At 65.9% G+C, this 25,952-nt stretch carries 32 protein-coding genes; 13 read left to right on the top strand and 19 right to left on the bottom strand.

Going from position 1 to position 25,952, the window contains the following annotated elements; genetic code table 11:
- Nucleotides 1-6: 6 nt before the first annotated feature.
- The gene (locus tag DM818_RS11260; RefSeq protein ID WP_123124181.1) at nt 7-606 is read right to left on the bottom strand and encodes a DUF6149 family protein; all 600 of its coding nucleotides are present in this window, start codon (nt 604-606) and stop codon (nt 7-9) included.
- 107 nt (nt 607-713) lie between these two features.
- Here DM818_RS11260 and DM818_RS11255 point away from each other — a divergent pair, with 107 nt between their 5' ends.
- Nucleotides 714-1,958 carry an NAD(P)/FAD-dependent oxidoreductase gene (locus tag DM818_RS11255; protein WP_123124182.1) on the top strand — a complete coding sequence of 415 codons (1,245 nt, stop codon included), beginning with the start codon at nt 714-716 and terminating at the stop codon, nt 1,956-1,958.
- A gap of 78 nt (nt 1,959-2,036) precedes the next feature.
- Here DM818_RS11255 and hpt read toward each other — a convergent pair whose 3' ends face one another.
- Nucleotides 2,037-2,606 carry a hypoxanthine/guanine phosphoribosyltransferase gene (gene hpt, locus DM818_RS11250; RefSeq protein WP_123124183.1) on the bottom strand — a complete coding sequence of 190 codons (570 nt, stop codon included), beginning with the start codon at nt 2,604-2,606 and terminating at the stop codon, nt 2,037-2,039.
- Between the two features lie 245 nt (nt 2,607-2,851).
- Here hpt and DM818_RS11245 point away from each other — a divergent pair, with 245 nt between their 5' ends.
- Genes DM818_RS11245 through DM818_RS11205 form a run of 9 tightly spaced genes read left to right on the top strand, consistent with a single transcriptional unit; the run spans nt 2,852 to nt 10,813 of the window.
- The gene (locus DM818_RS11245) at nt 2,852-3,937 is read left to right on the top strand and encodes a monovalent cation/H+ antiporter subunit E (protein WP_235907926.1); all 1,086 of its coding nucleotides are present in this window, start codon (nt 2,852-2,854) and stop codon (nt 3,935-3,937) included.
- Nucleotides 3,934-4,209, top strand: coding sequence for a cation:proton antiporter (locus tag DM818_RS11240; protein WP_075936639.1), 276 nt, complete (start codon nt 3,934-3,936; stop codon nt 4,207-4,209). The genes DM818_RS11245 and DM818_RS11240 overlap by 4 nt, the downstream gene beginning before the upstream one ends.
- Nucleotides 4,206-4,526: a monovalent cation/H(+) antiporter subunit G gene (mnhG, locus tag DM818_RS11235; protein ID WP_075936640.1), complete on the top strand. Its 321-nt coding sequence runs from the start codon at nt 4,206-4,208 to the stop codon at nt 4,524-4,526. The genes DM818_RS11240 and mnhG overlap by 4 nt, the downstream gene beginning before the upstream one ends.
- Nucleotides 4,523-5,059, top strand: a complete 537-nt coding sequence (locus DM818_RS11230; RefSeq protein ID WP_075936641.1) for a DUF4040 domain-containing protein — start codon at nt 4,523-4,525, stop codon at nt 5,057-5,059. The genes mnhG and DM818_RS11230 overlap by 4 nt, the downstream gene beginning before the upstream one ends.
- Entirely contained in the window at nt 5,056-5,523 is a 468-nt protein-coding gene (locus DM818_RS11225; protein WP_075936642.1) for an MnhB domain-containing protein, read from the top strand. Before DM818_RS11230 ends, DM818_RS11225 begins: the two co-directional genes overlap by 4 nt.
- Nucleotides 5,520-5,882: a cation:proton antiporter subunit C gene (locus tag DM818_RS11220; RefSeq protein WP_075936643.1), complete on the top strand. Its 363-nt coding sequence runs from the start codon at nt 5,520-5,522 to the stop codon at nt 5,880-5,882. Before DM818_RS11225 ends, DM818_RS11220 begins: the two co-directional genes overlap by 4 nt.
- A complete protein-coding gene (locus DM818_RS11215) occupies nt 5,875-7,371 on the top strand; it encodes a monovalent cation/H+ antiporter subunit D family protein (RefSeq protein WP_123124184.1) in 1,497 nt (498 codons plus the stop codon). Before DM818_RS11220 ends, DM818_RS11215 begins: the two co-directional genes overlap by 8 nt.
- Nucleotides 7,368-9,035 carry a proton-conducting transporter transmembrane domain-containing protein gene (locus DM818_RS11210; protein ID WP_075936645.1) on the top strand — a complete coding sequence of 556 codons (1,668 nt, stop codon included), beginning with the start codon at nt 7,368-7,370 and terminating at the stop codon, nt 9,033-9,035. Before DM818_RS11215 ends, DM818_RS11210 begins: the two co-directional genes overlap by 4 nt.
- Entirely contained in the window at nt 9,035-10,813 is a 1,779-nt protein-coding gene (locus DM818_RS11205; protein ID WP_075936646.1) for a Na(+)/H(+) antiporter subunit D, read from the top strand. The genes DM818_RS11210 and DM818_RS11205 overlap by 1 nt, the downstream gene beginning before the upstream one ends.
- Here the strand turns inward: DM818_RS11205 and coaBC are convergent, their stop codons facing one another.
- Nucleotides 10,814-11,974, bottom strand: coding sequence for a bifunctional phosphopantothenoylcysteine decarboxylase/phosphopantothenate--cysteine ligase CoaBC (gene coaBC, locus DM818_RS11200; RefSeq protein ID WP_075936647.1), 1,161 nt, complete (start codon nt 11,972-11,974; stop codon nt 10,814-10,816). It lies immediately after the preceding gene.
- Nucleotides 11,975-11,999: 25 nt separating this feature from the next.
- Nucleotides 12,000-12,749 (bottom strand): NAD(P)/FAD-dependent oxidoreductase, encoded by a 750-nt coding sequence (locus DM818_RS11195; protein ID WP_075936648.1) that lies wholly within the window; start codon nt 12,747-12,749, stop codon nt 12,000-12,002.
- An 84-nt stretch (nt 12,750-12,833) separates the two neighbouring features.
- Here DM818_RS11195 and DM818_RS11190 point away from each other — a divergent pair, with 84 nt between their 5' ends.
- Complete coding sequence (locus DM818_RS11190) at nt 12,834-13,358, top strand: SRPBCC family protein (RefSeq protein ID WP_075936649.1); 525 nt, start codon at nt 12,834-12,836, stop codon at nt 13,356-13,358.
- Here DM818_RS11190 and DM818_RS11185 read toward each other — a convergent pair whose 3' ends face one another.
- Both DM818_RS11185 and DM818_RS11180 read right to left on the bottom strand, forming a co-directional pair.
- Nucleotides 13,359-13,955, bottom strand: a complete 597-nt coding sequence (locus tag DM818_RS11185; protein WP_075936650.1) for a plastocyanin/azurin family copper-binding protein — start codon at nt 13,953-13,955, stop codon at nt 13,359-13,361. It abuts the gene before it with no gap.
- Nucleotides 13,956-14,007: 52 nt separating this feature from the next.
- Nucleotides 14,008-15,069, bottom strand: a complete 1,062-nt coding sequence (locus tag DM818_RS11180) for a M42 family metallopeptidase (RefSeq protein ID WP_075936651.1) — start codon at nt 15,067-15,069, stop codon at nt 14,008-14,010.
- Between the two features lie 85 nt (nt 15,070-15,154).
- Here DM818_RS11180 and DM818_RS11175 point away from each other — a divergent pair, with 85 nt between their 5' ends.
- Nucleotides 15,155-16,465 carry a M28 family peptidase gene (locus DM818_RS11175; RefSeq protein ID WP_123124186.1) on the top strand — a complete coding sequence of 437 codons (1,311 nt, stop codon included), beginning with the start codon at nt 15,155-15,157 and terminating at the stop codon, nt 16,463-16,465.
- A gap of 43 nt (nt 16,466-16,508) precedes the next feature.
- On the opposite strand, the gene DM818_RS11170 is transcribed toward DM818_RS11175, so the two are convergent.
- From DM818_RS11170 to DM818_RS11125, 10 genes are all read right to left on the bottom strand, one after another.
- Nucleotides 16,509-16,967, bottom strand: a complete 459-nt coding sequence (locus DM818_RS11170; RefSeq protein ID WP_075936653.1) for a DUF7313 family protein — start codon at nt 16,965-16,967, stop codon at nt 16,509-16,511.
- A 50-nt stretch (nt 16,968-17,017) separates the two neighbouring features.
- On the bottom strand, nt 17,018-17,746 hold the full coding sequence (locus tag DM818_RS11165; protein WP_075936654.1) for an NAD(+)/NADH kinase: 729 nt from the start codon (nt 17,744-17,746) through the stop codon (nt 17,018-17,020).
- A gap of 46 nt (nt 17,747-17,792) precedes the next feature.
- Complete coding sequence (locus tag DM818_RS11160) at nt 17,793-18,071, bottom strand: DUF7314 family protein (protein ID WP_075936655.1); 279 nt, start codon at nt 18,069-18,071, stop codon at nt 17,793-17,795.
- 3 nt (nt 18,072-18,074) lie between these two features.
- Complete coding sequence (locus DM818_RS11155) at nt 18,075-18,425, bottom strand: DUF7315 family membrane protein (RefSeq protein ID WP_075936656.1); 351 nt, start codon at nt 18,423-18,425, stop codon at nt 18,075-18,077.
- A gap of 36 nt (nt 18,426-18,461) precedes the next feature.
- Nucleotides 18,462-19,223, bottom strand: coding sequence for a cytochrome bc complex cytochrome b subunit (locus DM818_RS11150; RefSeq protein WP_075936657.1), 762 nt, complete (start codon nt 19,221-19,223; stop codon nt 18,462-18,464).
- Nucleotide 19,224: 1 nt separating this feature from the next.
- Entirely contained in the window at nt 19,225-20,028 is an 804-nt protein-coding gene (locus DM818_RS11145; protein ID WP_075936658.1) for a cytochrome b, read from the bottom strand.
- A 44-nt stretch (nt 20,029-20,072) separates the two neighbouring features.
- Nucleotides 20,073-20,909, bottom strand: a complete 837-nt coding sequence (locus DM818_RS11140) for a cytochrome B (RefSeq protein WP_075936659.1) — start codon at nt 20,907-20,909, stop codon at nt 20,073-20,075.
- A 1-nt stretch (nt 20,910) separates the two neighbouring features.
- Entirely contained in the window at nt 20,911-21,300 is a 390-nt protein-coding gene (locus DM818_RS11135) for a DUF7318 family protein (protein ID WP_075936660.1), read from the bottom strand.
- A gap of 2 nt (nt 21,301-21,302) precedes the next feature.
- Nucleotides 21,303-21,923, bottom strand: a complete 621-nt coding sequence (locus DM818_RS11130; RefSeq protein WP_123124188.1) for a halocyanin domain-containing protein — start codon at nt 21,921-21,923, stop codon at nt 21,303-21,305.
- 80 nt (nt 21,924-22,003) lie between these two features.
- Nucleotides 22,004-22,885, bottom strand: a complete 882-nt coding sequence (locus tag DM818_RS11125) for a DUF7319 domain-containing protein (protein WP_153952621.1) — start codon at nt 22,883-22,885, stop codon at nt 22,004-22,006.
- 85 nt (nt 22,886-22,970) lie between these two features.
- Between DM818_RS11125 and DM818_RS11120 the strand changes: the two genes are divergently transcribed.
- Nucleotides 22,971-23,468 (top strand): DUF7321 family protein, encoded by a 498-nt coding sequence (locus DM818_RS11120; RefSeq protein ID WP_075936663.1) that lies wholly within the window; start codon nt 22,971-22,973, stop codon nt 23,466-23,468.
- On the opposite strand, the gene DM818_RS11115 is transcribed toward DM818_RS11120, so the two are convergent.
- From DM818_RS11115 to DM818_RS11105, 3 genes are read right to left on the bottom strand one after another with little or no spacing between them, the layout of a single operon-like run.
- A complete protein-coding gene (locus DM818_RS11115) occupies nt 23,440-23,919 on the bottom strand; it encodes an NUDIX domain-containing protein (RefSeq protein WP_158601434.1) in 480 nt (159 codons plus the stop codon). The genes DM818_RS11120 and DM818_RS11115 overlap by 29 nt on opposite strands.
- Nucleotides 23,916-24,599 (bottom strand): endonuclease III, encoded by a 684-nt coding sequence (gene nth / locus DM818_RS11110; protein WP_075936665.1) that lies wholly within the window; start codon nt 24,597-24,599, stop codon nt 23,916-23,918. The genes DM818_RS11115 and nth overlap by 4 nt, the downstream gene beginning before the upstream one ends.
- A gap of 39 nt (nt 24,600-24,638) precedes the next feature.
- Nucleotides 24,639-25,781: an acyl-CoA dehydrogenase family protein gene (locus tag DM818_RS11105; RefSeq protein WP_075938399.1), complete on the bottom strand. Its 1,143-nt coding sequence runs from the start codon at nt 25,779-25,781 to the stop codon at nt 24,639-24,641.
- Nucleotides 25,782-25,952 lie beyond the last annotated feature (171 nt).

Genomic DNA, 25,952 nt, shown 5'->3' with positions numbered 1-25,952 from the left:
ACCGTCTCAGTCGTCGGCGGGTGCGTCCTCGTCGGAGACGCCCGGCGACTGCTCCAGCGACACGTCCTCCGGCTCTTCGGTGTCGCCGCCCTTGTGAATCTGTTCGCCGTCGTCCAGATACACGTCGTCGGCGAAGCCGGCGACCGCGTTCTCGAACGCGCCCTCCTCCATCGCGTCGGGCGTGGCGGGTGCATCGGCGATGCCGCCGACCGGTCGGAAGTCGCCGAGCGGGTCGTCGATGGTGATGTTGTGGGCGACGAAGAACGACTCGTAGCGGCGGTAGTGTTCCTCCAGTTCGTCGCCCGGGAACTCCATCATCTCCGCCCAGCCGTGGTTGAAGAAGTCGAAGTTCGCCTGGATGTGGGTGACCTCGCGCGCCTCGGCCTCGGTGAAGCCGGCGTCGAGGGCAGCGACGTAGGTGTCCATCGTGGCGGCGAAGAAGTCATCGAGGTGGGCTTCCCGCTCGTCGCGGTTGGACTCGTCCGTCTTATCGAGGAAGATACTGGTGTGTAAATCGACGAGCTTCGCGCGTGCCTTCTCGCCGACGATGGGTGTCGTGAGTGCCTTCTTGGCGGCCCAGTGGCGGACGTTCTGTCGGAGTTTCATACCCTCGTTTGGTCTCGCGTCTGTTTGAATCCAGCGGCGACAGACGCCGGCGCGTGTGACACGGGGAGATAGCAATTCCCTTTAGTGGGGGCGGTCGAAGAACGTGTATGAGTTCGTCGTACGTCATCATCGGCGACGGTATCGCCGGCAGTTCCGCGGCGGAGACACTGCACGACGCAGAGCCCGACGCGGACATCACCGTCATCACCGACGAGGGAGAGGCGCTGTACAATCGTATTCTCATCAAGGAGTACGCAAAAGGCCGGATGCCGGAGGCGCCCATCTCCATTCACAGCCCCGACTGGTACGACGAGCGGGGTATCGACCTCCAGTTGAACACCCACGTCACGACCGTCGACACCGAGGGCCACAGCGTCGAGACCCACTCCGGGGAGAGCTACGAGTACGACAAGCTGCTCGTCGCGACGGGCGGGACGCCGACCCAGCTTCCGGTCGACAACTCCGACGCCGAGGGTATCGAACACTTCTGGACCTTCGAGGACGCCCGGGCAATCAAGGAGGGTGCCGAGGCGGCCGACAACGGCGTCATCGTCGGTGCCGGGCTGCTCGGCATCGACCTCGCGGCCATCTGTGGCGCACAGGGCGTGGAGGCGAACTACCTCATGCGCGGCGAGTGCTGGTGGCGCTACGCGCTCTCCCCGGACGGCGCCGAGATTATCCACGACGCTCTGCGGGAGAAGAACGTCACGCCGGTGTTCGACTCCGGCGTCGACCACTTCGAGACGGACGACGACGGCCACGTCACCGCCGCCGTCGACCCGAACGGCGAGCGCTTCGACGCCGACTTCGTCGGCGCGGCAATCGGGCTGGATTTCAACACGGAGTTCCTGCGCGACACCGACATCGAACTCGACTGGGGAATCGTCACGGACGAGCACATGCAGACGAACGTCGAGGACGTGTACGCCGCGGGCGACATCACGCAGTTCCACGACGTGTTGCTCGGCGAGCGCGCACAGAACGGCGCGTGGGGGTCGGCAAAAGAGCAAGGCTCCGTCGCCGCCCAGAACATGCTCAGCGGGTGGGGCGAGCCGTCCGAGACCTTCGAGTGGGTCTCCTCGTACTCGATTACGCACTTTGATTTCCCGTTCCTCTCCTTCGGCCACCCGACGCTCGGCGACGACGACGTGGAGAAGAAGTACTCCGACAGCGAGTGGCGGCGCGTCGCGCTCAAAGACGGGAGGGTCGTCGGCGGCGTTCTCATCGGCGACCTCGCCCCGCAGTCGAAGCTCAAACAGCTCGCGCGCGAACAGGTCGACGTATCCGACCAGACGGACCTCCTCTTGGAGGAGACTATCGACCTGGAGAAGTTCGACGGCATCGAAGCCTAAATCGCTCGTCTGTTTTCTCTGCTGTCGATTTTCCCGCGGCCCCCAGTCTCGAACGCGAACCAGAAGCCGCGTCGCGAATCAGTCGTCGCCGTCCTTGTCGACGATGACGACCTCGCCGTCCACCACGTCGACGTTGATGAGCGTCTTGACGTGGTACGGCGACTCGTCGACCTTGTTCTCGCCGCCCACCTTTTTGATGACGGCCACCACGTCCTGAATCTCGGCGTCGATGTCGTCGAGGGCACCGCAGATAGCCGCGAGCGTGCCGCCCGTCGAGAGCACGTCGTCGAGCACGAGCACGCTGTCGCCGGCGTCCACGTCGTTGATGTACATCTGCGACTCGGAGTAGCCGGTCTGTTGGAAGAGCGGCTTCTCGCCGTCGAGTCCGTACTCGCGTTTCCGGATGACGACGAGCGGGATGTCTGTCATCAGGGAGACCGCAGTGGAGATGTGGATACCCATCGCCGCGGGCGTGACGATTTTGTCCACGTCTTCCAGGTTCGCCTTCCGGATGATGCGGATGACGATTTCACGCAGGAGCGACGGCTCCAGCATCGGGACGCCGTCGGAGATCGGGTGGACGAAGTAGTGGTAACCGTCCTTCTCGATGATGGGTGCGTCGTGGAGCGACTCGGCGAGTTGGTCCATGGTCCGCGTGAGAGAGCGGTGGGGTAAAAGGCTGTGAATCGGTGTAGTTCGACCGCGAGGCGGCCGCCGCGCGCCGACTGGACACCGGTAGCGCGAACGGCCGAAACCGTGGGCGTTCGTCCAGCTTGCGGCGGAAAATCGACGCCGGTAGCGCGGCGAAAGCAAGCGCTTTACCACGTGGGACTCAATCGCTCCACGAGAACGATGGCACGCACTACCGGCCGTTCCGACCTGCAGTCGTCCGGGTGGTACCGGTGACCGGGACGGGGTATCTCGTCCCGGTCTCCGAGTCCCGCAGCGTCCGGAACACGGTCAGATACGCCGTCGAACAGGCGACCGACCGCGCCGCCGAGACCGGCGAGTCGGTGACGCTTCGGTTCGTCTACCCGCTCTCGAAACGCCTCTCGTTCGACGAGGGCACCGGTGAGGCGGAACACGCCCGCTCGCTGCTCGACCGCGTCGAGGCGTGGGCGGACGAGGACCTCGGTGCCGACACCGAGGCGGCAGTCGAGGTGTACACCTCGCTCGTCGGGACCCGCGAGTATCTGTTCAGCCCGAGCGACTACGCCGACGTGCTCGCGGAGTACGCCCGGACACACGGCATCGACGTCGTGGTGTTCGACCCCGACTTCGACCCGCTCGGAACGACGCCGCTGTTGCCGCCTATCGAGAACGAACTCCGCCGCGCCGGCTTCGAGGTGGAGGAAGCGGCCGTCGCGCGCCCGCGGCGCGGAACCCTGCTCGTCCGCCGGGGCACTATCGCACAGTTTCTCGGCCTCGCGACGATTTCGACCCTGTTTTATCTGCTGCTCGCCGGCTCGCTCGCGCCGTTCGAACTCGCGACGGGCACGATCTCCGGGCTCGTCGTCGCAACGGCGCTGTGGGGAATCTCGCTGACGACGCCGATACAGCCGACACAGACTGCTGGCCGCGTCGGTCGGCTGCTGTTGTACATCCCGTATCTCCTCTGGGAGGTCGTCGTCGCGAACCTCAAGATTGCGTACGTCGTGCTCCACCCGGACCTGCCGATCGACCCCGAAGTGGTTGAGTTCGACGCCGCCGTCTGGTCCGCGCTCCCGGTGACGACACTCGCCAACAGCATCACGCTGACGCCCGGCACCGTCACCGTCGACGTGACCCGGCGACACTTCACCGTCCACGCGCTCACGAGGGACTCGAAGGCCGGGCTGCTGGGCGGCTCGCTCGAACGCGCCGTCCGGTTCGTCTTCTACGGCCGAGCCGCGTCCCGGATTCCGAGCCCGCTGGAGCGTCGCGGCACCGACGAGGCGAGCGAAGAGAGCCGAGAGAGCGACGAGGCGGTCGAGCGATGACACTCACCATGGATATTTTGCTCGTGACCGCCGCGGCGTTCACCGTCGCCTCGCTGGGTGGCCTCTATCGCGTCGTCCGCGGCCCGACGATGCCCGACCGCGTCATCGCGGTCAACGTCGTCGGCTCGAACGTCGTCATCGTCATCGCGCTGCTGGCTGCGGCCATCGGTGAGCCGGGCGCGCTCGACATCGCGCTCGTGTACGCCCTCCTCAACTTCCTGTTGAGCATCTCCATCTCGAAGTTCACCGTCGAGCGGGGTGGTGTGTTGTGACGCCCCGCGAGATTGCCATCCTCCTATTGGCACTCGGTGGCGTCTTCTTCGCCGTCGTCGCCGTCGTCGGACTCATCAGACTCCCCGACCTCTACACCCGCGCACACAGTACCTCGAAGAGCGAGACGCTCGGGGCACTGCTGACGCTCGGGGCGGTCGCGCTCGCGTTCGACGGGACCATGACGACGGTCAAGACCGTGCTGCTCCTGTTGTTTATGTTCATCACCAATCCAACCGCCGCACACGCAATCGTGCGTGCGGCAGCCGAACAGGGTATCGAGCCGTGGACGACCGACGAGGAGGGGGATGAGGCGTGATTACGCCCGTCGAAGCCGCGCTCCTGGTGTTCATCCTCTGTTGTGCGGTCGCGACCGCGCTGTTGCGCGACGTGCTCGCCGCGATTATCGCCTTCGGCGCGTACAGTCTCGGTATCGCCATCATCTGGGTGTTCCTGCGGGCCCCCGACGTGGGGCTGACCGAGGCGTCTGTCGGTGCCGGCGTCATGACCGTCCTGCTGTTGCTCACTATCGCGAAGACGACCCGCCCGCCAGACGACCGCACCTTCGAGCGGGTGAACGTCCCCGCGCTCGCGGTGTCGGTGCTGCTCGTCGTCTCGCTGTCGGCGACGCTGTTCGCGCTCCCGGCCGTCGGTGCCAGCGACTCCGCCGTCGCCACCGACGAGGTGACGAACTACTATCTGGAGAACGCCTACGAGGAGTCACAGGTCAAGAACGCCGTGACCGCAGTGCTCGCCTCGTATCGTGGCTTCGATACCTTCGGTGAGGCCGTGGTGGTCTACTCGGCCGGCATCGGGCTCATCGTCGTCCTCAGACGGGAGGTGTTAGGATGAGCGCCGACTCGGTCGAGGAGCCACAGGCCCCCTACGTCGAGAGTCCCATCATCATGACGACCGTCCGGGTCATCACGCCGTTCGTGTTCACGCTCGGACTGTTCGTGATGTTCCACGGAGCAGATTCCTCCGGTGGTGGGTTCCAAGGCGGCGTCATCGTCGGGACCGTCGTCCTCATGCTCGGTATCGCGTTCGGCATCGAGACGACACGCGACTGGATTGGGACGACGATTCCGGTCGGACTCGTCGGATTGGGCGTGTTAGCCTTCTTCCTCGCGGGCATCGGCTCGATTCTACTCGGGGGAGCCTTCCTCGAGTACGACGTGTACCCCATCTACAAGGCCGCGAAGTACGGGATGGAGTTCGTCGAGTTGGCAATCGGACTCATCGTCGCCGGCGTCGTGACGGGACTGTTCTTCGTCATCGCCTCCGGGTCGACCGACGAGGCGGAGGTGGACCAATGACGGGAATCGAGGCGCTCGCCGACCGGCTCTACTACCTGGCGGCGTTCCTGCTGTTGGGCATCGGGACTTACACGCTCATCGGGAGCCGGAATCTCGTCAAGAAGGTCATCGGGATGAACGTCTTCCAGACGGGCATCTTCCTGTTTTTCATCGCGGCCGCGTTCATCACCGGCGCGAGTCCGCCGCTGTTGACCGCGCCAGCACCGTACGTCTCGCCGCTGCCGCACGTCCTCATCCTGACGGCCATCGTCGTCGGGGTGAGTCTCACCGCGGTCGCGTTGGGACTCATCGTGCGCATCTACGACGAGTACGGGACGCTCAACGAGGAAACCCTCCGGGAGGTGCAGGCCGATGAGTGACCTCGCGCCGCTTTTAGTTGCGTTCCCGGTGTTCGGTTCCGTCATCGCGCTACTTGCGGGACTCGCCCGCGACCGCGTCGGCTGGGCCGTCGCAGTACTCACCCTCGCCGTCCAGACCGCCATCGCGGGAACGCTGCTGGCGGACGTGCTCGGGAGCGAGGCAATTCGCTACGTCGTCGGCGGCTTCACCGTCCCCATCGGTATCGAACTCATCGTGGACGGCCTTTCGGCGACGATAGCGCTGCTCGTGGCCGTCGTCTCACTCGGCGTGCTCGCGTACGCGCGGCGGGCCGGCCCGCGCTCGAACGCCTTCTACGTCATCTACCTCCTCCTCGTGGCGGGACTGTCGGGGATGTCCATCACCGGCGACATCTTCAATATGTACGTCTTCCTCGAGATTACGGGGCTGACGGCGTACGCGCTCGTCGCGAGCGGCGACGGCGGCCGCTCCGCGATTGCCGCGCTGAAGTATCTGCTCGTCGGCACCGTCGGCGCGTCGCTGTTCCTGCTCGGGATTGGCTTCGCGTACATCGCGACCGGGACGCTCAACATGGGCGACCTCGCGACGCAGTTGGCCGAGGTGGGCTACGGCTCGCCGCTCGTGCTCGCCGCGTTCGGTCTGCTCGTCGTCGGCTTGTTCGTCAAGATCGCCGTCTTCCCGCTGCACACGTGGCAGCCGGCCGCCTACGCCGGTGCGCCCGACTCCGTGAGCGCGTTCATCTCGGCGCTCGTCTCGACGGTCGCCGCGTACGCGCTGATTCGCATCGTGTTCACCGTCTTCGGGACGGCGTTCCTCGCTGAGACGCCGCTTGCGAGCACCGTCCTCGCGGCGGGTGCGGTCGTCAGTATCGTCGTCGGGAGCTTACTCGCCGTCTCACAGAGCGAGCTGAAACGGATGCTCGCGTACTCGTCCGTCTCGCAGTTCGGACTCATCGTCGGGGCCGTCGCCGTCGGCAACGTCGTCGCGCTCACCGGCGCGGCAATCCATCTCGTCGGCCACGCCATCATGAAGGGTGGCCTATTCCTGACCGTCGGGCTCGTGAACGACGCGACGGGCGCTCGCACCGTCGACGAGTACGCCGGCCTCGCGAAGCGGTCGCCGGTCGGCGCGGCGGCGTTCAGCGTGCTCGCCGTCGCGATGGTCGGCGTCCCGCCGGCCGTCGGCTTCGTCGGCAAGTGGTACATCGCGCTCGGCGCTGTCGAGGCCGGCGCGTGGCCGCTCGTCGTCGTCATCTTCGCGAGCACGCTGCTCACGCTCGCGTACTTCGCCCGGGTGGTCGAGCGCATCTACTTCCGCGACCCGACGGAGACGAGCGGGCTCGCTCCGACGGCGACCGACGGTGGCGAGGACGACGAACCCGCCCCGGTCGTCTCGGTCGGGATGCGGGCGACGGTGGTCGCTGCGGCCGTCGTCGCCGTCGCGCTCGGTGCCGTCGCCGCCGGCTACGGTGACCTGCTCGAACCAACGATGGAGGGGCTTCTCTCATGACCGAAATTACATCTCTCAGACCGCTGCTTGCAGTGCTCGTCTCGGCCGTCGCGGTCGCGCCGATTCTCGCCTCCCGCGGACGGCCGAATCTCCGCGAGGCGTGGACCGTCACCGCGGCCGTGACGAAGTTCGGACTCGTCGCCAGCATGGTGCCCGCCGTTCTCGGCGGCGACGTGTACGTCACCGACCTCGGGACGTTCGTGCCGGGCGTGAACTTCGTGCTCGAAGCCGACGCGCTCGGCCTGCTGTTTGGCCTGCTCGCGAGCCTGCTGTGGGTCGTGACCAGCTTCTACAGCATGGGCTACATGCGCGGCCTCGACGAGGGCCACCAGACCCGCTACTTCGCTTCCTTCGCGGGGAGCGTTTCGGCGGCAATCGGCATCGCCTTCGCCGGGAATCTGCTCGTGCTGTTCGTCTTCTACGAGCTGTTGACCGTCGCGACCTATCCGCTCGTCACGCACGACCAGACGAAGGAGGCGCGTGCCGCCGGGCGCAAGTACCTCACCTACACCTTCGGGGGTGGCGTCGCCGTCCTGGCGGGGACGGTGCTCGTCTACGTGCTCACCGACACGACCACGTTCACCCCCGGTGGCATTGCCGACCTCGCGACGGCCGACCCGACGCTCGCGAGCGCCGCCTTCGGCCTGCTCGTCGTCGGCTTCGGCGTGAAGGCCGCGCTGATGCCGCTCCACTCGTGGCTCCCCGACGCGATGGTCGCACCGACGCCCGTCTCGGGACTGCTCCACGCGGTCGCGGTCGTCAAGTCCGGCGTCTTCGGTATCGCTCGCGTCACCCTCGACGTGTTCGGTCCCGACGCCGTCGCCGACCTCGGACTCGGCATTGTCCTCGCGTTCGTCGCCGCGGCGACCCTCCTGATTTCGAGCGTTATCGCGCTCCGTCAGGACAACCTCAAGCGCCGGCTCGCCTTCTCGACGGTGAGCCAGCTCTCGTACATCGTGCTCGGGCTGGCAGTCGGGGTGAGCGTCGCGCCCGAGCGCGCCGCCGCGTACGCGCTCGCCGGGGGACTGCTCCACATCCCCGCCCACGCGTTCATGAAGCTCACCCTGTTCTTCTGTGCGGGTGCCATCCACGTCGAGACCCACACCGACGACATCAGCAACATGGCCGGTATCGGCCGGCGGATGCCCCTCACGATGACGGCATTCGGTATCGCCTCGCTCGGGATGGCCGGGATTCCGCTCATCGCCGGCTTCGTCAGCAAGTACTTCATCCTCGTCGGGACGGTCTCGTCGGGGCAGCTGCTGTTTACCGGCGCGCTGCTCGTCTCCGGCGTGCTCAACATCGCGTACTTCTGGCCGGTCGTCTACACAGCCTTCTTCGAGTCGCCCGACGACGGGAACTCGAAGCCTGTGCTCGAATCACCGTTCGGTGGGGACCGCGACGTGGCGACCGACGGCGGGCACGAACTAGAGGAACACGACGAGCACGGCGAACACAGTGAACACGATGGCCACGACGGCCACGGTCACGGCGACGGCTGGACCGCGGCCGGCTGGCGCGGCGGCGAGTCGACGTGGCTCATGCTCGCGCCCATCCTCTTTGCCGCGGCCGGCTCCATCGCGCTCGGGGTCGTACCCGACGCCGCGGTGTTCCTCCAAATCGTTCGTGCCGTCGTCGAGGGTGTGACGGGGGTGGCGCTCTGATGGAGCCAATCGTTCCGCCGTTCGTCCCGGTCATCCTCGCTGCGCTGCTGTTGCCGCTGCTCGGCCGAAAGGTGGGCCACGCGGTCGCCGGTGTCGCGACCTTCGCCGTCGTCCCGTACGTGTGGCTCGTGGATTCGGGCGCACACTTCACGAACTTCGACCTGTTCGGCTTCGAGACGGTCATCTTCAACGTCGACCCGTTCTCGACGCTGATGGGGCTCATCTTCGCGTTCATCGGCGCGACCGGCGTGCTCTACTCGTACTACAGCGACGCCGAGGCGATTCAGACGGCGTTCGCACTCAGCTACGTGGCGAGCAGTCTGGGAGCCGTCTTCGGCGGCGACTGGCTCACGCTCATCTTCTTCTGGGAGCTGATGGCCGTCACCAGCACGCTGTTGGTCTGGCACTACGGCGGCAAGGCCGTCCGTGCGGGCTTCCGGTACGCGATTCTCCACGGTATCGGCGGGACCCTGTTCCTCGGGGCCGTCATCTGGCACTTCGCCGAGACGGGTACCTTCCTGTTCGCGAGCGTGCCCGGTGGCCCCGAGACGGCCGGACTCGCCGGCTCCGTCGCGCCCGTGCTCGCCGCGCTCGGTGTCGGTGTCAACGTCGGCTTCATCGGCCTACACGCGTGGCTGCCGGACACCTACCCGCGCCCGCATATCGCGGCCAGCGTCTTCCTGTGCGTTTACACGACCAAGACCGGCGTCTACGGGATGTACCGCGTCTTCCCGGACGACGGGAACGTCGCCGTCGCGTACATGGGCGGACTGATGGCCGTCTTCGGCGCGACGATGGCGCTGTTCCAAAACGACATGCGACGGCTCCTCTCGTATCACATCCAGTCGCAGGTCGGCTACATGGTCGCTGGTGTCGGCATCGGCTCCGCGCTCGCACAGGCGGGCGCGTTCGCGCACGTGTTCAACCACATCCTCTACAAGGGGCTGTTGTTCATGACCGCCGGCGTCGTCATCTACCGCACCGGCGAGGAGAGTCTGAAGAAGCTCGGCGGGCTGGCCCGACAGATGCCTCTCACCGCCGGCGCGTTCACCATCGCCGCGCTGTCGATCGCCGGCTTCCCCGGCTTCAACGGCTTCGTGAGCAAGGGTATCGTCATCTCCGGGAGCCACTACACCTTTGAGAAGGGACCGCTCGTGATTGGCGACTTCTACACCCTCGAGATACTGCTGCTCGTCGGTGGTGTCGGCACCTTCATGTCGTTCATCAAGTTCGGCTACTACGCCTTCTTCCACGGCGAGTACGACGGCGAGGTGAAAGACGCTAATCGGGGCCAATCCGTCGCGCTGGTGACCGTCGCCGCACTGTGTGTGTTCTTCGGCATCTCCGACGGCTCGCTGTTCAACATCCTCCCGTTCGACGTGACTGACGGAGCCGTCGTCGACCACGTCTACGTGACGTACACCGTCGACCACATCGTCGAGGGCGTCGCGCTCGCCGTGGCGGGGCTCGTCGGGTTCGTCCTCGTGAAGAAGCCGCTCTCGAAGCTCGGAAAGGTGCCCGACGTGGATTCGCTGTACAACCCGCTCAGCTTCTACGGGACGCGCGCGCTCGTCGTCGGCGTCACCGAACTGTACGCCGCGACCGACCGCGCCGTCGTCAGACTCGCCGGCGGCGTCCAGCGCGCCGTCGCTGCACCCGACCGCGCCGTGGGCCGAGCCGTCGGCCGCGACCGCGTGCCGCTGGCGGCCGGAATCAGCTCGGGTATCGTGCTCGTCGTGCTGGTGGCGGCGGCCGTCGTCCTCGCGGCGGTGCTGTAATCAGAGTTCGGTCGCGAGTTCGCCGGCGATGTCGTTCGCGACAGCCGTTTTCGACCCGGTGTAGGTCGTGGTTGCCTCGTCTCGCACGATGATGACGCGCGTCTCGTCGCCGGCGAGCGCGTCTGCGCGGTTCGCCACGACGAATGAGAGCCCGACCCGCTCCAGTTGCTCGCGCGCCGTCGCGACGAGCTGCTCGTCGTCGCCTTCGGTTTCGAGTTTGAAGCCGACCATCGTGAGGTCGGGGGCGCTCGCACGGACCGTATCGAGCAGTTTCGGCGTCGGCTCCAGTTCGAGCGTGAGTTCCCCCCCGGAGCGAATCTTCTCGTCGCTCGCCTCGATGGTGTAATCCGAGATTGCAGCCGCGGAGACGAGCGCGTCGGCACCGGCACCGACCGCCTCGACCGCCGCCTCGGTCATCTCCGCGGCCGATTCGACGCGCTCGACATCCGCGTACGGCACGTCTGCACCGTCGTGCAGCAGGGTCACGTCCGCGCCGCGAACGTAACAGGCCCGAGCGAGTGCGCGCCCCGTCTTCCCCGATGCGCGGTTCGTCAACACCCGGACGGGGTCGATTGTCTCGCTTGTCGGCCCGCTCGTGACGACGACGTGTCTGCCGGCGAGCGAGGAGTCGCCGGCGACGCGGGCCGTCGTGGTCACGATTGCCTCCTCGGTCGCGATTTTGGCTTTCCCCTCTTCGAGACGTGGGTCGACGAAGGTGACGCCCCACGATTCGAGGGTGTCGAGCGAGTCGAGCACGCCCGGGTGGTCGTACATCGGCTCGTGCATCGCGGGCGCGACGACCAACGGTATCCCTTGGCCGAGGGCGGTCGTGGCACACGTCGTGACGGTCGTGTCGTCGATACCGGCGGCGATTTTTCCGACGGTGTTCGCGGTCGCGGGCGCGAGCAGGAACACGTCTGCCCACCCGTCCGCGCCGAACAGGTCGACGTGTTCGACCCGTCCGGTAATCTCGGTGACGACCTCGCGTTCGGTCGCGAACTCCAGTGCCCACGGGTGGATGATGCCGCGGGCGCTGTCGGTCACGACTGCTCTGACGCTCGCGCCCTCGCGTCGCAGTTCGTGGGCCAGTTCCACCGTCTTGACGGCGGCGATCGACCCCGAGACGCCGAGGACGACGTTCGTGTCGGCGAGTACGCTCATATTTCGGCTCCGTGGGGCGGGCTAATCAGTGTTCGCCGTCGTCCTCGCGGGCGGCGACGACGGAGGGGTGCATCGTCGGTTCCTCCCCTCGTGGCTCCGTGAACGCCTCGCGCATCCGCTCGTTCGCGCGCGCCTCGCGCTCGCGGCGCTCGTCGGCCGGAATTTCCACGCAACCAGGGGGTACCTGGCGGTCGCGCTCGGTGAAGTACCCCTCCGGCGTCACCCAGTCGTGGTAGTAGGGGACGTCGGCGTCGTGGACGAGCGCGAGCGCGACCGTCGCGCCGTGGCCGGCGCAGACGACCGTCTGGTGTGGCTGTTCGGCGAGTCGACCAGCCGCGTACAGTCCGTCCACTCCGGTTCGTCCCGCCTCGTCGGCGTCGACGAAGGTCTTCGACCCGCGGTCGAGAAAGCCGACTCCGTCGACATCGGCGAGGTACGAGGCGTCGGACCACGAAGCCGCGATGACGGTATCGACCGCGAACGAGGCTCCGTCGACGGTCTCGACGGTGAACCCGTCGTCGGTGGACTCGACCCGCGTGACTCGGCCTTCCTCGAACGTCGCGCCGGCCTCCTGTGCGCCCTCGACACAGAGGTCGAGGAAGGTGCGCGCGTTCACCCCGAGGGGGAAGCCGGGGACGTTCTCCAAGTGTGCGTTCCGAGCGAGCGTCGACTCGCCGTCCGTGACGACCGTCGTATCGACGCCGGCGCGGGCGGTGTAGGTGGCCGCTGTCAGCCCCGCGACTCCGCCGCCGACGATGACCGCGTCGGTGCTCATGCGCGAGGGTACGCGCCGACGGGCCTGAAGCTCACGGTCGCGCCGCCCCGGAGTGTTTAGGAGGCTGTGTCTGCTATCTCGCCCGTGGACGCTGTCGAACTCCAGACCGTCGTGTACGCGCCCAGAACAGAGGTGTTCGACTTCCTCATCGACTTCACGCACTACGCCCGCTACTCCAAACATCTCGACAGCGTCGAAGGGTTCGGCGACGGCAGCGAGGGGACGGAGTACGAACTCACGTTCTCGTGGTGGAAGCTCTCGTACACGGCCCGCTCGCGGGTCACCGACATCGACTCGCCAAGCCGCATCGCGTGGGAGCTGACGAAGGACCTCGACGCCAACGGCTACTGGGAGCTGGGAGACGCGACCCCGCCGGAAGACCGCGAGCACGCGACGCGTGTCACCTTCCGGGCGGCGTTCGCGCCCGAGTCGGCGGACACGAGCGTCATCCCGCTGCCGTCGCTCGTCTCGTGGGACTGGGTCATCGAGAAGGCGAAACCGAAGATACAGTCCGAGGCGGAACGCGTCGTCCGCCGCGCGGTGAAGGACTTAGAGGGAACGAGCCGGTCGGTCGAGTTAGAGATTACGACCCGCCCCGACTCCGTGTAGCTACTCCTCGTCGTAGCCGCCGCCAAAGCGCATCAGGAAGTACGCGAGCCCGAGCGTCGCGCCGATGCCGATGGTGCCGGCGAGTCCGAGCACCTTCGCTGGGTCGGGAATCTCCGGTGGTCCCTGCGCGGGTTCCGGCGTCGAAATTTCCTCGACGACCTCGATGGAGCCGACCATGCCGACGCTCTCGTGTGGCGTACAGACGTACTCGTAGGTGCCGAGCGTCTCGAAGGTGTGGCTGTACTCGGTGCCGGAGTCGAAGAGCACGCCGGCCTCGCCTTTTCCTTCCCACGTCGCGCCCTCAGGAGTGGAGTCGGGAACGACGTTGTGGCCGTCGCCTTCCCACACGAAGTTCACCGTCGTTCCCGGGAGAATCTGGAGCTCCGCCGGCTCGTAGACGAACTCACCGCCCGGCGCGACGACCACGGTTTCTGTCGTCCCCGCCCCCGGAAGGTCACCGCCGCCGCCGGAGCCGCTGTCCGTCTCGTTGCCATCCTCCTGTGCGGCTGCGGTACCGACAAGCCCGCTCGCGGCCGCCGCGCCGGTCGAGGCGCGCAGGAAGCCACGTCGACTGACGGAACGCTCGTCGCTGCTCATACACGGCGTTAGAATCACTCACTCCTGAAGGTTCCGCTTCGATTCGCCCCGGCTACAGCCGGTAGTCGGTAGAGCCGTCTTCCGTTTCCAGCGCGGCGACCAGCAGGTCGATGACTGCCTCGATATCCTCGACGTGGATGCTCTCGGTCACCGTGTGGAGATACCGCGTCGGGAACGAAATCGCCCCGGCCGGCGTCGCACCGCCGGCGAACTGGAGTCCCGCCGTGTCGGTTCCGCCCGCGGGAAGAATCTCCGGCTGGTGTGGAATCTCTCGCTTTTCTGCGAGCGCCGTCAGCCGCCGGTGGACAGTCGGGTTCGTGATCGCGGAGCTGTCTTTCAGCTTGATGCCGGCACCGTCACCGAGGGCCGTCACGCGGTCCTCCTTCGAGAAGTTCGGCCCGTCGTTCGCGACCGTCGTGTCCAGCCCGTAGGCCACGTCGGCGTCGATGTCGACGCCGAGCGCCTGCGCGCCGCGCAGCCCGACCTCCTCTTGGACCGTCGCCGCGAGGTGAATCGTCGCCGTCGGCGAGTCGAGCCGGCGGGCAGCCTCGATGAGGGCAAACACCGACACGCGATTGTCGAGCGCCTTCCCCGTGACGTGGTCGCCCATCAGCGTCGTCGACTGCTGGGTCGTCACGAAGTCACCGATGCTCACGAGGTCCGCGACCTCGTCGCCGTCGCGCCCGAGGTCGACGTAGACATCGTCCACCGTGTCGTCGCCGTCGCGGTCGCTCTCGTCGAGGGTGTGGGGCGGTGGACTACCGATGACGCCCGTGAGGTCCTCGTCGTCCGTGTGGACGGTGACGCGCTGGGCCTTCAACACGCGTGCGTCCCATCCGCCGAGCGCGTCGAGCTTGAGGTAGCCGTCGTCGGTAACGTGTCGCACCATGAACCCGATTTCGTCCATGTGGGCCGCGACGACGACGTGCTGGTCGCCGGTCCCCTCGACGGTGGCGACGAGGTTCCCCATCCCGTCGCTTTCTATCGTGTCGACCTCGTCGGTCAGCTCTCTGCGGACGATGTCGCGAATCCGGTCCTCGTAGCCGGGAACGCCGTTAGTCTCTGTCAGCTCGCACAGCAACTCGAAGTCGAACGGTAGCTCCTCGTGTGCCATATCCGACGGTCGGCAAGCAGTCCCTAAGCGATGCTGGTTCACGAGCGATGGGAACTACTAACGCCACGGGCGACGGTGGTGTGGTATGACACAGTGGATTGGTGAGACGTTCACCTCCGAGGTCGGCTGGAGCCATCTCGAATCGCTCGTCGGCGTCGGCAACCGGATGGCCGGGTCCGACGGCGAGGCGACGGCCGCCCGCGAGACGCGCGACGCGCTCGCGGAGTTCGCCGACGACGCGTGGACAGATGAGTTCGACATCCAAGGGTGGATACGCAGCGACTCCCGCGTGCAGGCCGGCGAGACCGATTTCGACTGTCTCGCGCTCCCTCGGTCGCCGACCGGGGAGACGACGGGCGAACTCGTCGATGTGGGCTACGGACTGCCGGAGGACTTCGAGCAGACGGACGTCGATGGGAAGGTCGTCGTTTGTGCGAGCAACGTTCCCTCGTGGTACGACCGGCTCATCCACCGCCGGGAGAAGTACTACGACGCCGTCGAACACGGAGCGGCTGCGTTCCTGTTCCGGAACCACGTCGAGGGGTGTCTCGCACCGACCGGAAGCGTCGGAACGGCCGACGCGCCGCTGGGCGAGATACCGGCCGTCGGCATCTCGAAGGAGGCCGGGAGCCGTCTCGTCCGCGAACACGAGGGCGAGCAGGTCACCGTCGCCACGCGCGCCGAGACGGGCGACGCGACGAGTCAGAACGTCCACGCGACGCTCGGGCCGGACACGGACGAAACTCTACTCGTGACCAGTCACGTCGACGCCCACGATATCGCCGAGGGAGCGATGGACAACGGCGCGGGGACGGCGATGGTGGTCGAACTCGCGCGGGCGCTCGCCGACCGCGAAGCCGACCTTGACACGCGCGTCGAGTTCGTCTGCTTCGGCGCGGAGGAGGTTGGACTCGTCGGCTCCAGCTGTCTCGCCGGCGAGCGCGACCCCGAGACGGTGAAGGCGGTGTTTAATCTCGACGGCGTCGCCCAGGGGCGGAATCTCGCCGCCTACACCCACGGCTTCGACGCGCTCGATGCTGCCATCGACCGGGTGAGCGACCGACTCGACCAGCCGTTCACCGCGAACCCACACCACGGCCCGCACAGCGATCACTGGCCGTTCGTGGAGCGAGGAGTCCCGGGACTCCACGTCTACGCCGAGACGGGCGACGAGGGACGCGGCTGGGGACACACTCGCGCCGACACGCTCGACAAGCTCGCTCCGCGGGATTTCCGGGAACAGGCTATCGTCCTCGCGGAGTTGGCCGTCGAACTGGCGAGCGACGCGACGACGACCGAACGGCGTGACACGGCCGACATCGCCGCGGAACTCGAAGCCCAGGACCTCGCGACCGGGATGAAACGCACCGGCGACTGGCCGTTCGACGACGACTGAAGAAAGCGTGAGAGGGCGACGGTCGGCAAAAAATTGCGCGAGCTCAGACGACCTGACTCCAGAACGGCGCAACAGCGAAGAAGAACGTCTGGAAGAGGATGTACGCGAGCATGAGGATGGACGCCGTCACGGAACCCTTCGGCGGCGTGAGGTCGCGGTCGTTGCGGACCTCCACCTGGCGGGACTCGAACTCGAAGAGGTCGGTCACGAACACCGTCGCGACGAGCATCGAGAACACGAGCCCGCCGTGGTGTGCGATGGTCATGTAGTAGAACGCACCGACCACGAGCAGGAAGTTCGTCCCGACGCGCAGCGGATGTCGCGTCACGTCCTGCCAGTCGCCCGACGCTGCCTGTGACTGGTGTTGTCTGTACTCCAGTGCGCGACCCAGCATGTTGAGCACGACCAGCCCGAGCAGCAGATAGGCAATCAGCGGTGCAGAAAGCACGTTCTGTGCCAGAATTTGGTCCACCGGCCCGAACCACGCCACGAAATTCTCCATACGCGAGGGTCGGTACGGGCTACATTAAGCCCTTTCCAATCGGGGAGCGGTCAGCGAAACCGACCGCTCGACTCCGGAACGACGGCGACGGAAAGCGACGACTCGACGCCCACGCGGACCGACTCGCCGGGCACGACCGAGCCGGTGGTCCGGTCGTCGGCCAGCAGCTCCACCGGCGTCTCGTCGCGCTCCACGCGAAGTTCCAGTCCGTCCGTCGGCACCACCCACATGTCCTCGTCCGTCGAGAACGGAGCGATCGGAACGACGGCGAACGCGTCGACGCCGTTGGCCACAATCGGCCCGTCCGCCCGGCGCGTGTAGCCGTTGGAACCGACCGGCGTCGCAACAACGACTCCGTCGGCACGGAACGTCGCCACCCGCTCTGTGCGGCTCACGACCGTGTACTCCGAGATGCGTGCCGGTTCGCCGGTCACCAGCATGAACTCCGCGAGCGCCCGTGTCTCCCCGAGTGGGGTTCGCGCGGTCGCGACCGGTAGCTCGGCTATCTCGTGTTGGTCTTCAAACACCGCGGCGAGTGCACTCTCTAGCGAACCGCGTTCGACCGACCGGTACGGGTAGCCAGCGTCGACGGGAACGACGGGCGACTCGATACCGATGTCGGCAGCCGTCAACATGCCCGACTCGCCGACGGCGACGACGACGTCGGGCTCGGTTACGGCGACCTCGGTCGGGTCGACGGCGAGCGGCTCACCGCCGGCGGCAGTTACGGCCGTCGCTACCGTCTGATCGCCGAGGATGCCGACCGTCGGTCGCTGCATACGCCCTGGTCTCACGGCGACGAGAAAAAGCCGTCCGGTTGCCGGATTACTCCGGAATCTCCGGTGCCCCGACGTACGCGTCGCGTGCCTTCCGCGCGATCGGAATCACGACGACGAACGTGAGGAAGCCCAGGATGGCGAACCACAACATCGCCTCCTTGACCACCAGTCCGACCTGCGTGTACACCGTCAGTCCGGAGGTCGGATTGGGCGCAAGCAGCTGTGTTCCCTCGAAGCTCGGCGTGTTGTACCAGCCGGCGAGCGTCATCCACGCCAGCCCGGCGCTGATGAATATCGTGAACCCTTTTGCAAATTCGTCGGCCATTATCTATGTTTCGTCAGCCTCGTTTTTAGCGTTTCCCATCTCCTCGGCGCGAAACCGCGAGCCGAGGATGTAGATTCCCGATCCGGTGGTGAGGAACGCGAACCCGACGAGCGCGAACGCGATGGTCAGCGGCTGGCCGCCGACGCCGACGCCGACCGCGCCGAAGGCGTCCTGCACCAGCCCGCGCACGAAGCTCCGGTCGAGCGTCGCCGCGTCGAACATCACGAACGCGAGCAGGACGAAGGCGACGGCAAACAGCGTCGAGAACACCGTGATGGATTTGTACATCTCCATCGGGACGGCGATGTCGCGCCCGCCGCCCTCGGCGGCGTCGCTGTCGGGTTCCTCACTCATGTGCAGAAAGAAGGGGCGAAGCGATTTGAGTCTTGTCTACTTCGGGGGTCGCAGCCGGTAGTAGCGACGATTCAGCTCGAACATGTACCCTTCCCGCATCGACTTCAACACGGCGTACGAGAGACACGTCGCCGCGATGGGGAGCAGGAACGCCAGGTCGAACAGCAGATTGCTGTTCATCGAGATGAGGTTCTTGACGGCCAGCGCCGAGATGGTGAACGCGAACACGACGCCACCGACGCCCAGCGCCGCCCAGAACGGCTGCTCGACGGGTCGACGTGCCGCCCCCTTGTTGAGGAACGGCACGATGGAGATGAATCCGACCACGACGATGTTCGCGACGACGCCGTACGCGCGGTCGGCCATCAGCTTCGAGCCGCCAAGCAGCGACAGCTCGGGGTTGAGCGGACCCAGCTTGAGCAGGCCGAACGACCAGTAGAGATACCAGTCTGGCAGAATCACGGCCGGCGTCTGCGTCGAGTTCGCCGGCGCGCCGATGTGAGGCGGCAGCGCCGACGACAGGAAGATTATCATCCCGACGAAGAAGCTCGTCAAGGCGAGGTTTCGGACCATCTCGTGGGGCCACGTCGGGAACGCGAGCACGTCGCGCTCGACGTAGTCGGACTCGATGCGCAGGTCTTGGTCCTCGCGGCGTGCACGCTCGAAGTACTCGTACGTGAGCCGTGAGAGCCCCTCGGTTCGCTCCTTCCGCTCGCGCCACGTTGGCGTCTCGTCGTCGGGAGCGACGATACCGGTGCCGTCTGCGGCTACGTCCTTGTCGTCGTTTGTGTCGCTCATATCAGTGTGGCTCCGCGATTCCCTGCATCCAGACGATGCCGATGTGAATCGCAATCACGGTGGTCGCGATGAACGGGAGGAAGAACACGTGCAGGATGTACATCCGCTGCAGCGTGGACTGCGTGAGCGTGAATCCCCCGAACACCAACTGTGCTGCCCACTCGCCGGCGACCGGAACCGACAGCGCCATCTCGACGCCGATCTGTCCCGCCCAGAAGGCGAGCTGGTCCCACGGGAGCAGATATCCGGTGTACCCGAAGACCATCGTCAGCGAGATGAGCACGATGCCGATGATCCAGTTCAGCTCCCGCGGCTCCTTGTACGCGCCCGTGAAGTAGACGCGGAGCATGTGGAGGAACACCGCCGCCACCATCACCTGTGCCGACCAGCGGTGGAGACTTCGGAGGAAGAATCCGAGGTTCAGGTCGGTCATGATGAAGGTGATCTGCTCGTACGCGACGGTCGGTGAGCCGGACGCACCTGCGGCCGCCGGGCTGTAGTAGAAGCCGAGCAGCGCGCCGGAGACTGCTGCGACAACGTACGCGATGGTACTGAAGCTCCCCAGCGCGTACAGCGGATACCAGTACCAGAACTTGTTGTCGAGGTTGTACTGTTCCGTGTGGCTCTTCGGCATCTGCATGTTGACCTTGTAGTAGAGATTCTCCAGAATCTCCAGGTAATCAACGATGCGGAGCCGCTTGTCCAGCCACATCAGAACCGTCAGGTAGATGGACTCGACCGGGGTCAGGTCCCGCTCTTGCATCCACCCTTTGTGGTCGTGTTCGTCTTTTCGTTCTAAACTCATTGTCGCCCCTTTGGCTGTGTGTTCATAAACTCATCCCAGCTACGTTACTCCTCCGGTCGTGGAAGTGCCACGAACGTCGTCTGGACCGGACTGAACGGGTCGTACACCGACTGGTGGCACTGACAGTACACCTGGTTTTCCGCGCCGAAGTTCGCCGCGCCTTCGAGCTGCTTGAACCCCGGCACACAGCAGAAGTGGGTGCACTTGTTGAGCCACGCGATGAACCCCTGTTCGGTCGCGGCGCTCAGGAACTCGTTGTCCTGTGCCATCTCCTCGATGCGGGTGGAGCGGAGCACCTGAATCGGCATCGTCTGGTCGACGTCCTCGGAGCGCCAGCGGCCGGTCGCCGGCTTCCCGACGCCGCTTTGCCCGATGCCGTTGCCCCACTCCTCGTAGTCGTCGAACATGTCGACGGTGAGCGGCTCGCCGGGTTCGAGGTCGCTCATCCACTCGTAGCCGGCACTGGCACCGACGCGGAACGTGTTGTCCTGGTCTGCCGTCGGCTGTGTGCCCGGATACGTCTGGACCCCACAGTACTGGAACCACTCCGAGGAGTACGTGACGCCGCCCAGTTCGGTCTCCGCGACGTTCACCGTCTGTCCGCCCTTGGTCACCTCGCTGACCTCCGGCCAGATGCCCTGCAGCTCACCGTCCTCGATGGTGAGCGGGATAATCGGCATCCCCCGCGGGGCCGGTCCGTCGGTGTTCTCGATGGCCATCGCCATCGTCGTCCCGCCCCCGACACCGCCGGAGCTTGTCGTCGCGCCAATCGCCATCGCCGAGCCGGTCCCGACGCCAGCGAGCGCGGCCGAGCCGACGACGCCTTTCACGAACCGTCGTCGTCCGGATTCCATCGGATATTTGTCTTCGTCAAGTGGCATGTTATTTCTTGTAGTAGGGGTACACTGCGCGTTTGATGCTGTCCCATGCGTCACCGCCGAGCTGCTCGCCGTCCATATCCTCCTCGCGGATGTAGAGGTCCTCCCACTTGCGACGGCGCTTCTTGACGATCATCACGTCCGGGAGGAACTCCTTCCGGTAGAGGAGGAGGATGAACGCCAGATCGATGAGCGTGAGCGTCAGCAAGCCACCGAGGAACATGTTTCCGAACTCGGACCGACCCCACCCACCGGCCGTAAGCCCGTAGGTGAACAGCCCGATGAACAGCACTTCAAGCACCGTCAACAGGACGATCGCAATCGCTGCTGCGGTGGACTCGCGTGCCGGCTCGTATCGGTGGATATCGCCGTAGGTGTTGTTGCCTGAGCTCATAGTCAGGTCCCTCCGCTCGCGTTCGGTGATTCACCGTACTTCAGCTGGAAGAACGTGAACATGATGGACACGAGGATGGCGAGAATCGTTGCGATACCGACGTAGTGGGCCTGAATCGCCACGCCCATGTGTTTGGGGTCGGCCTCGCCGCCCCCGCCGGTCGAGACCGTCGGCACGTCGCCGCCCACGGCGACAGCACCGACCATCCCGAGCGACTGGTGGGGGGCACACGCGTACTTCGTGATACCGCCTTCTTCGAAGGTGTACTCGTACGTGTAGCCGGCTTCACCGACGGCTCCGCCGCTGTCGAGCGCCGCCGGGCCTTCCTGTGCGACCACGTTGTGGTTGCCACCCTCGCCGGTCCACTCGAAGATGACCGTGGTGCCGGGGTCGACCCACAGCCCGGCCGGCGAGAAGGCGAGGCTTCCGCCGTTGCCGGATGCACCGACCTCAACGGTCACCTCGCTTTCGCCGCGGGCGTCCGTGTACCCGCCGTCGACGCCGCCCAGCCACCCGCCGAAGTCCGGTTGTTGTGACTGCGCCGCTGCGGTGCCGGACGCGGCGACCGCTCCCGCTGCGGCCGTCGCACCCCCCGCAGTTCGCAGAAACTGCCGTCTATTCATGAACGTCGAAGTATCGGGCCTGTCCGCGTATAAATTCTCCGAAGGTCCGGCTCATCCGGCGGCTTTCCTGCGTTCAGCCCTTACTCACTGGACTCCGTTTCTGCCGTCTCTGAGGCCGGCTGCTCGCCGGTGTGGGCCGCGTCGCCCGTCGCGTCGTCGTCCGTCTCGGAGTCCGCTTCCAGCGAGGTCGTCTCCCGCGCGCTCTCGGGGAGAAACTCGGGGCGTTCGTCCTCGCCGACGCCGACCGCGCGCAGCCGATTTCGGTACTCCTCGGCGCGAAACCGGTCGGAGAGCCGCGCGTTCGCCACGGTGAAAAAGAGGAGGAAGCCACCGGCGAGGAACAACAGCCCGATGGTGCCGCTGATGATACCGAGGCCACCGGAGAGGGCCGCCCCACCCGCGAGGATGAGCCCCGAGAGGAACATCGCGCCGGCGATGAGCTGCATCATCAGATTGCCGAACTCGCCGGACCCCTCCGGAACCGTCGTCGGCTCCGGGAGCTCGGCGTCCTCGGGGGGCTCCGTGACGGTGTAGTCGTCCATCGAACACAGCGCGACCGACGGCTTCACGTCCCGGAGCACTGTGCCCTCGCCCTCGATGCTCCCGTCGGCGTAGACGACCGCGTACCCCTCATCGGAGTAGGCGACCAGCCGGTCGGGGGTGTCGAGCCGTTCGATGCGCGCGAACACGTCCCGAGAGGCGACCCGGCTCTTGAGGTCGGCCTCCAGTCGCTCGAGCAGTTCGTCGCCCGTAATCCACGAGTCGGGGTCGAAGACGGCGTCCCACTCCTCGGGGGACATCCGCGCCATGTCGCTCGGCGTAAAGTCGTCGAAGTCGTACTCGGCTTCGACCTGCGCGCGCAGCTCCTCGGTCGAAAGCGAGTCGTTCGACTCCGCCTCGTCGACCCGCCGGATAGCCGACTCGACCGTGTCTTCGCCCGAGTCGGTACGGGCGTCACTCATTGCCCCATCGTTCGGCCTTGGTTGGTAAACTCTTGTCGGGATTTCGAACGCGACCGCTTAAGCGCGGCCCGCCCCTCGTGTCGGTATGGTCGCGACCGGGACTATCGCCACTGTCGTCGCGCTCGCCGTGACTGTGAGTCTCCCGTGTTTCCTCTACGGCGCGTGGATCATGATCGACAACGACCCGGTCACGTGGGGTGTGTTGACGTGGCACCTGAAGTACATCGTCACCGGGCTCACCCTCACGACGGTTCCACTGCTCCTCTGGATGGCTCCCCGCCTGTTCGGCCTCGGTAACAACAGCACGCAGTTCAGCGGCTACGCCGTCGTCCACGCGTTCGTCGGGCTCACCGCCTACGCCTTCCTCGCGTTCGGGTTCACCGGTATCGTCCGCATCTTCCGGGCCAAGTGGGAACACGACCTCTATCACGACTACGACGAGGACGTGCTCCTCGGTGAGATCGGCGGCGATCGGATGGACCACTGGCGCACTCGCCTCCGTATCGGCGTCTTCGGCTACACCTTCTTCTGGATTCTCGCCTGGCTCACCGGGCTCACTCGCTACGCGATTCGATACCTGTAGCCGGCGAGACGATGTGCGTCTCCTCGCCCTGCAGTAGCCGCTCGATACCGGCCGGTAGAAGGGGTTTCTCGTCGTCAAACGAATCGAGTCGTTCCCACGTCGCCGGTCGGCGCGAGCCATCCGTCTCCGTGACGGTGAGCCGGTCGCGCTCGTAGACCGTCTCGTCGCGAAACGACACCGCACGGACGACAGTCATCTCGTGAAACGACTCGCCGGCCCACCGGAACTGATTTTCTATCGTGCCGAGCACCGGACCCGGTTCGACAGCTTCCCCGAGTTCTTCCTCGAACTCCCGGGCGACGGCCTCGTCGCTCGATTCGCCGAACTCGATACCGCCGCCCAGTGGCCGGTAGAACTGTTCGTCCGGCCCCTCGTAGAACTCGACGAGTAGCTCCTCGCCCCGGCGGGGGACGCCGAGCACCTGCGGGCGCACGTCGCGCCAGTTCTTCACCACGGCTCGCCGCTCGCGAGGTCGATGTCCGAGTCGCCCCGTTCGGAGGGACAGATATCCGCGAGCAGACAGCCGTCACAGTCCGGACTGCGGGCCGTGCAGGTGTCGCGGCCGAACTCGATGAACAGATGCGTACACTCCTTCCAGTCGGACTCGGGAATCAGCTCCATCAGCTCCTGTTCGATTTTCGCCGGCGTCGCCTCCTCGGTGAGACCGAGTCGCCGAGAGATGCGCTGGACGTGGGTGTCGACGACGATTCCTTCAGTCAGGTCGTGGCCGTGCTGGAGGACGACGTTCGCGGTCTTGCGTCCGACGCCGGGCAGGTCAGTCAGCGCCGACATCGTGTCCGGCACCTCGCCGCCGTGGTCTTCTATTAGCTGCTCACCGATGCCCTTCAGGTAGCCGCCCTTGCTGTTGTGGAAGGTGATGCCGTAGATGTCATCGGCCAACTGCTCTTCGCTCGCCGCGGCGAACTCCTCGGCCGACTCGTACTTCTCGAAGAGGTCGTCGGTCACCTGATTCACGCGCTCGTCGGTACACTGCGCCGAGAGCACGACCGCGACGAGCAGTTCGAGCCGAGAGTCGAAGTTGAGCGAAATCGTGGGCTCTGGATACTCGGCGTAGAGTCGGTCCACGACCTCCTCGGCCTGTTCGGTTCGCGTGTCGAGCGGTGTTCCCATACCCGACCGTCGGCGGTCGAAAAGTAAGTCCCGTCGGTCCTACAGACCGAGTTCGCGACCGATGACGAGATGCTGAATCTCGCTCGTCCCCTCGCCGATTTCCATCAGCTTCGCGTCGCGGTAGAACCGCTGGGGCGCGAAGTCCGTCGTGTAGCCGTAGCCGCCGTGGACCTGCACGGCGTCTTCTGCGACCTCGCGGGCGGCCTCGGAGGCGTCGAGCTTCGCGAGCGCGGACATCCGGGTCACGTCCTCGCCGGCGTCGTACATCGTCGCCGCCTTCTGAGTGAGCAGCCGCGAGCGCTCGATTTTCCGGTCCATGTCGACCACCATGTCGCGGACGGCGTCGAACTTCGAGATCGGCGAGCCGAACTGCTCGCGGTCGGTGGAGTAGTCGCGAGCCGCCTCGAACGCCCCTTGTGCTAAGCCCGTCGACAGGGCGGCGATGGAGATGCGGCCGCCGTCGAGGGTCGCCTTCGTCTGCTCCCAGCCGTCGCCCTCCTCGCCGAGCAGGCGGTCCTCGGGCACGCGGAGGTCGTCGAACTTCAGTTCACAGGTGGGCGAGGCGTTCAGCCCCATCTTGTCCCACACCTCGACGACTTCGAACCCGTCGTCCTCCTCGGGGTCGACGATGAACGTGGAGATGCCGCCGTAGCCGGCATCGGGGTCGGTGACCGCCTTCACGAGCACGGAGTTGGCGACGTTCGCGTTCGTGATGAACTGCTTCGTCCCGTTGATGACGTACTCGTCGCCGTCCTTCTCTGCCATCGTGTCCATGTCGCTGGCGTCGGAGCCGGACGACGGCTCAGTGAGCGCCCACGCACCCATCCCTTCCCCGCGTGCGAGCGGCTTGGCCCACTTCTCCTTCTGGGCCTCCGTTCCGAACTTCACGATGGGCATCAGTCCGAGCGAGGTGTGGGCGACGTAGGAGAGTCCGATTGCGCCCGAGACCCGGCCGAGCTCCTCGGCGACGGCCGCGTACATCAGGTAATCGCCGCCAGCGCCGCCGTACTCCTCGGGGACGGGAACGCCCATCAAATCCAGGTCGGCGAGCTGGTCGAAAATCTCCTGTGGGAACCGGTGTTCGTCTTCGATTTCCTGTGCAATCGGTTCGATTTCGGCCTCGCAGAAGTCCCGGACGGTGTCGCGAATCATCCGGTGTTCGCTCGGCAGGTCGAACTCCATGCTCGGTCGCTCGATTGTGCCAGACATACCCGTACGTTTGCCCGCGACGGGATAAACAGTTCGAGATATTCGCCGCAACCGAAAGGCGACTCCGAACTGATTAAGACGGGCGGAGTCGTTGCCCCCGATATGTTCACACTGCTTCAGGAGTCGGTCAACACCGGTATCATC

Source organism: Halosegnis longus, assembly GCF_009663395.1.
GTDB classification, from domain to species: domain Archaea; phylum Halobacteriota; class Halobacteria; order Halobacteriales; family Haloarculaceae; genus Halosegnis; species Halosegnis longus.
Note: the sequence above shows the minus strand (reverse complement) of the source record. Positions and strands in the feature narration are given on the sequence as shown.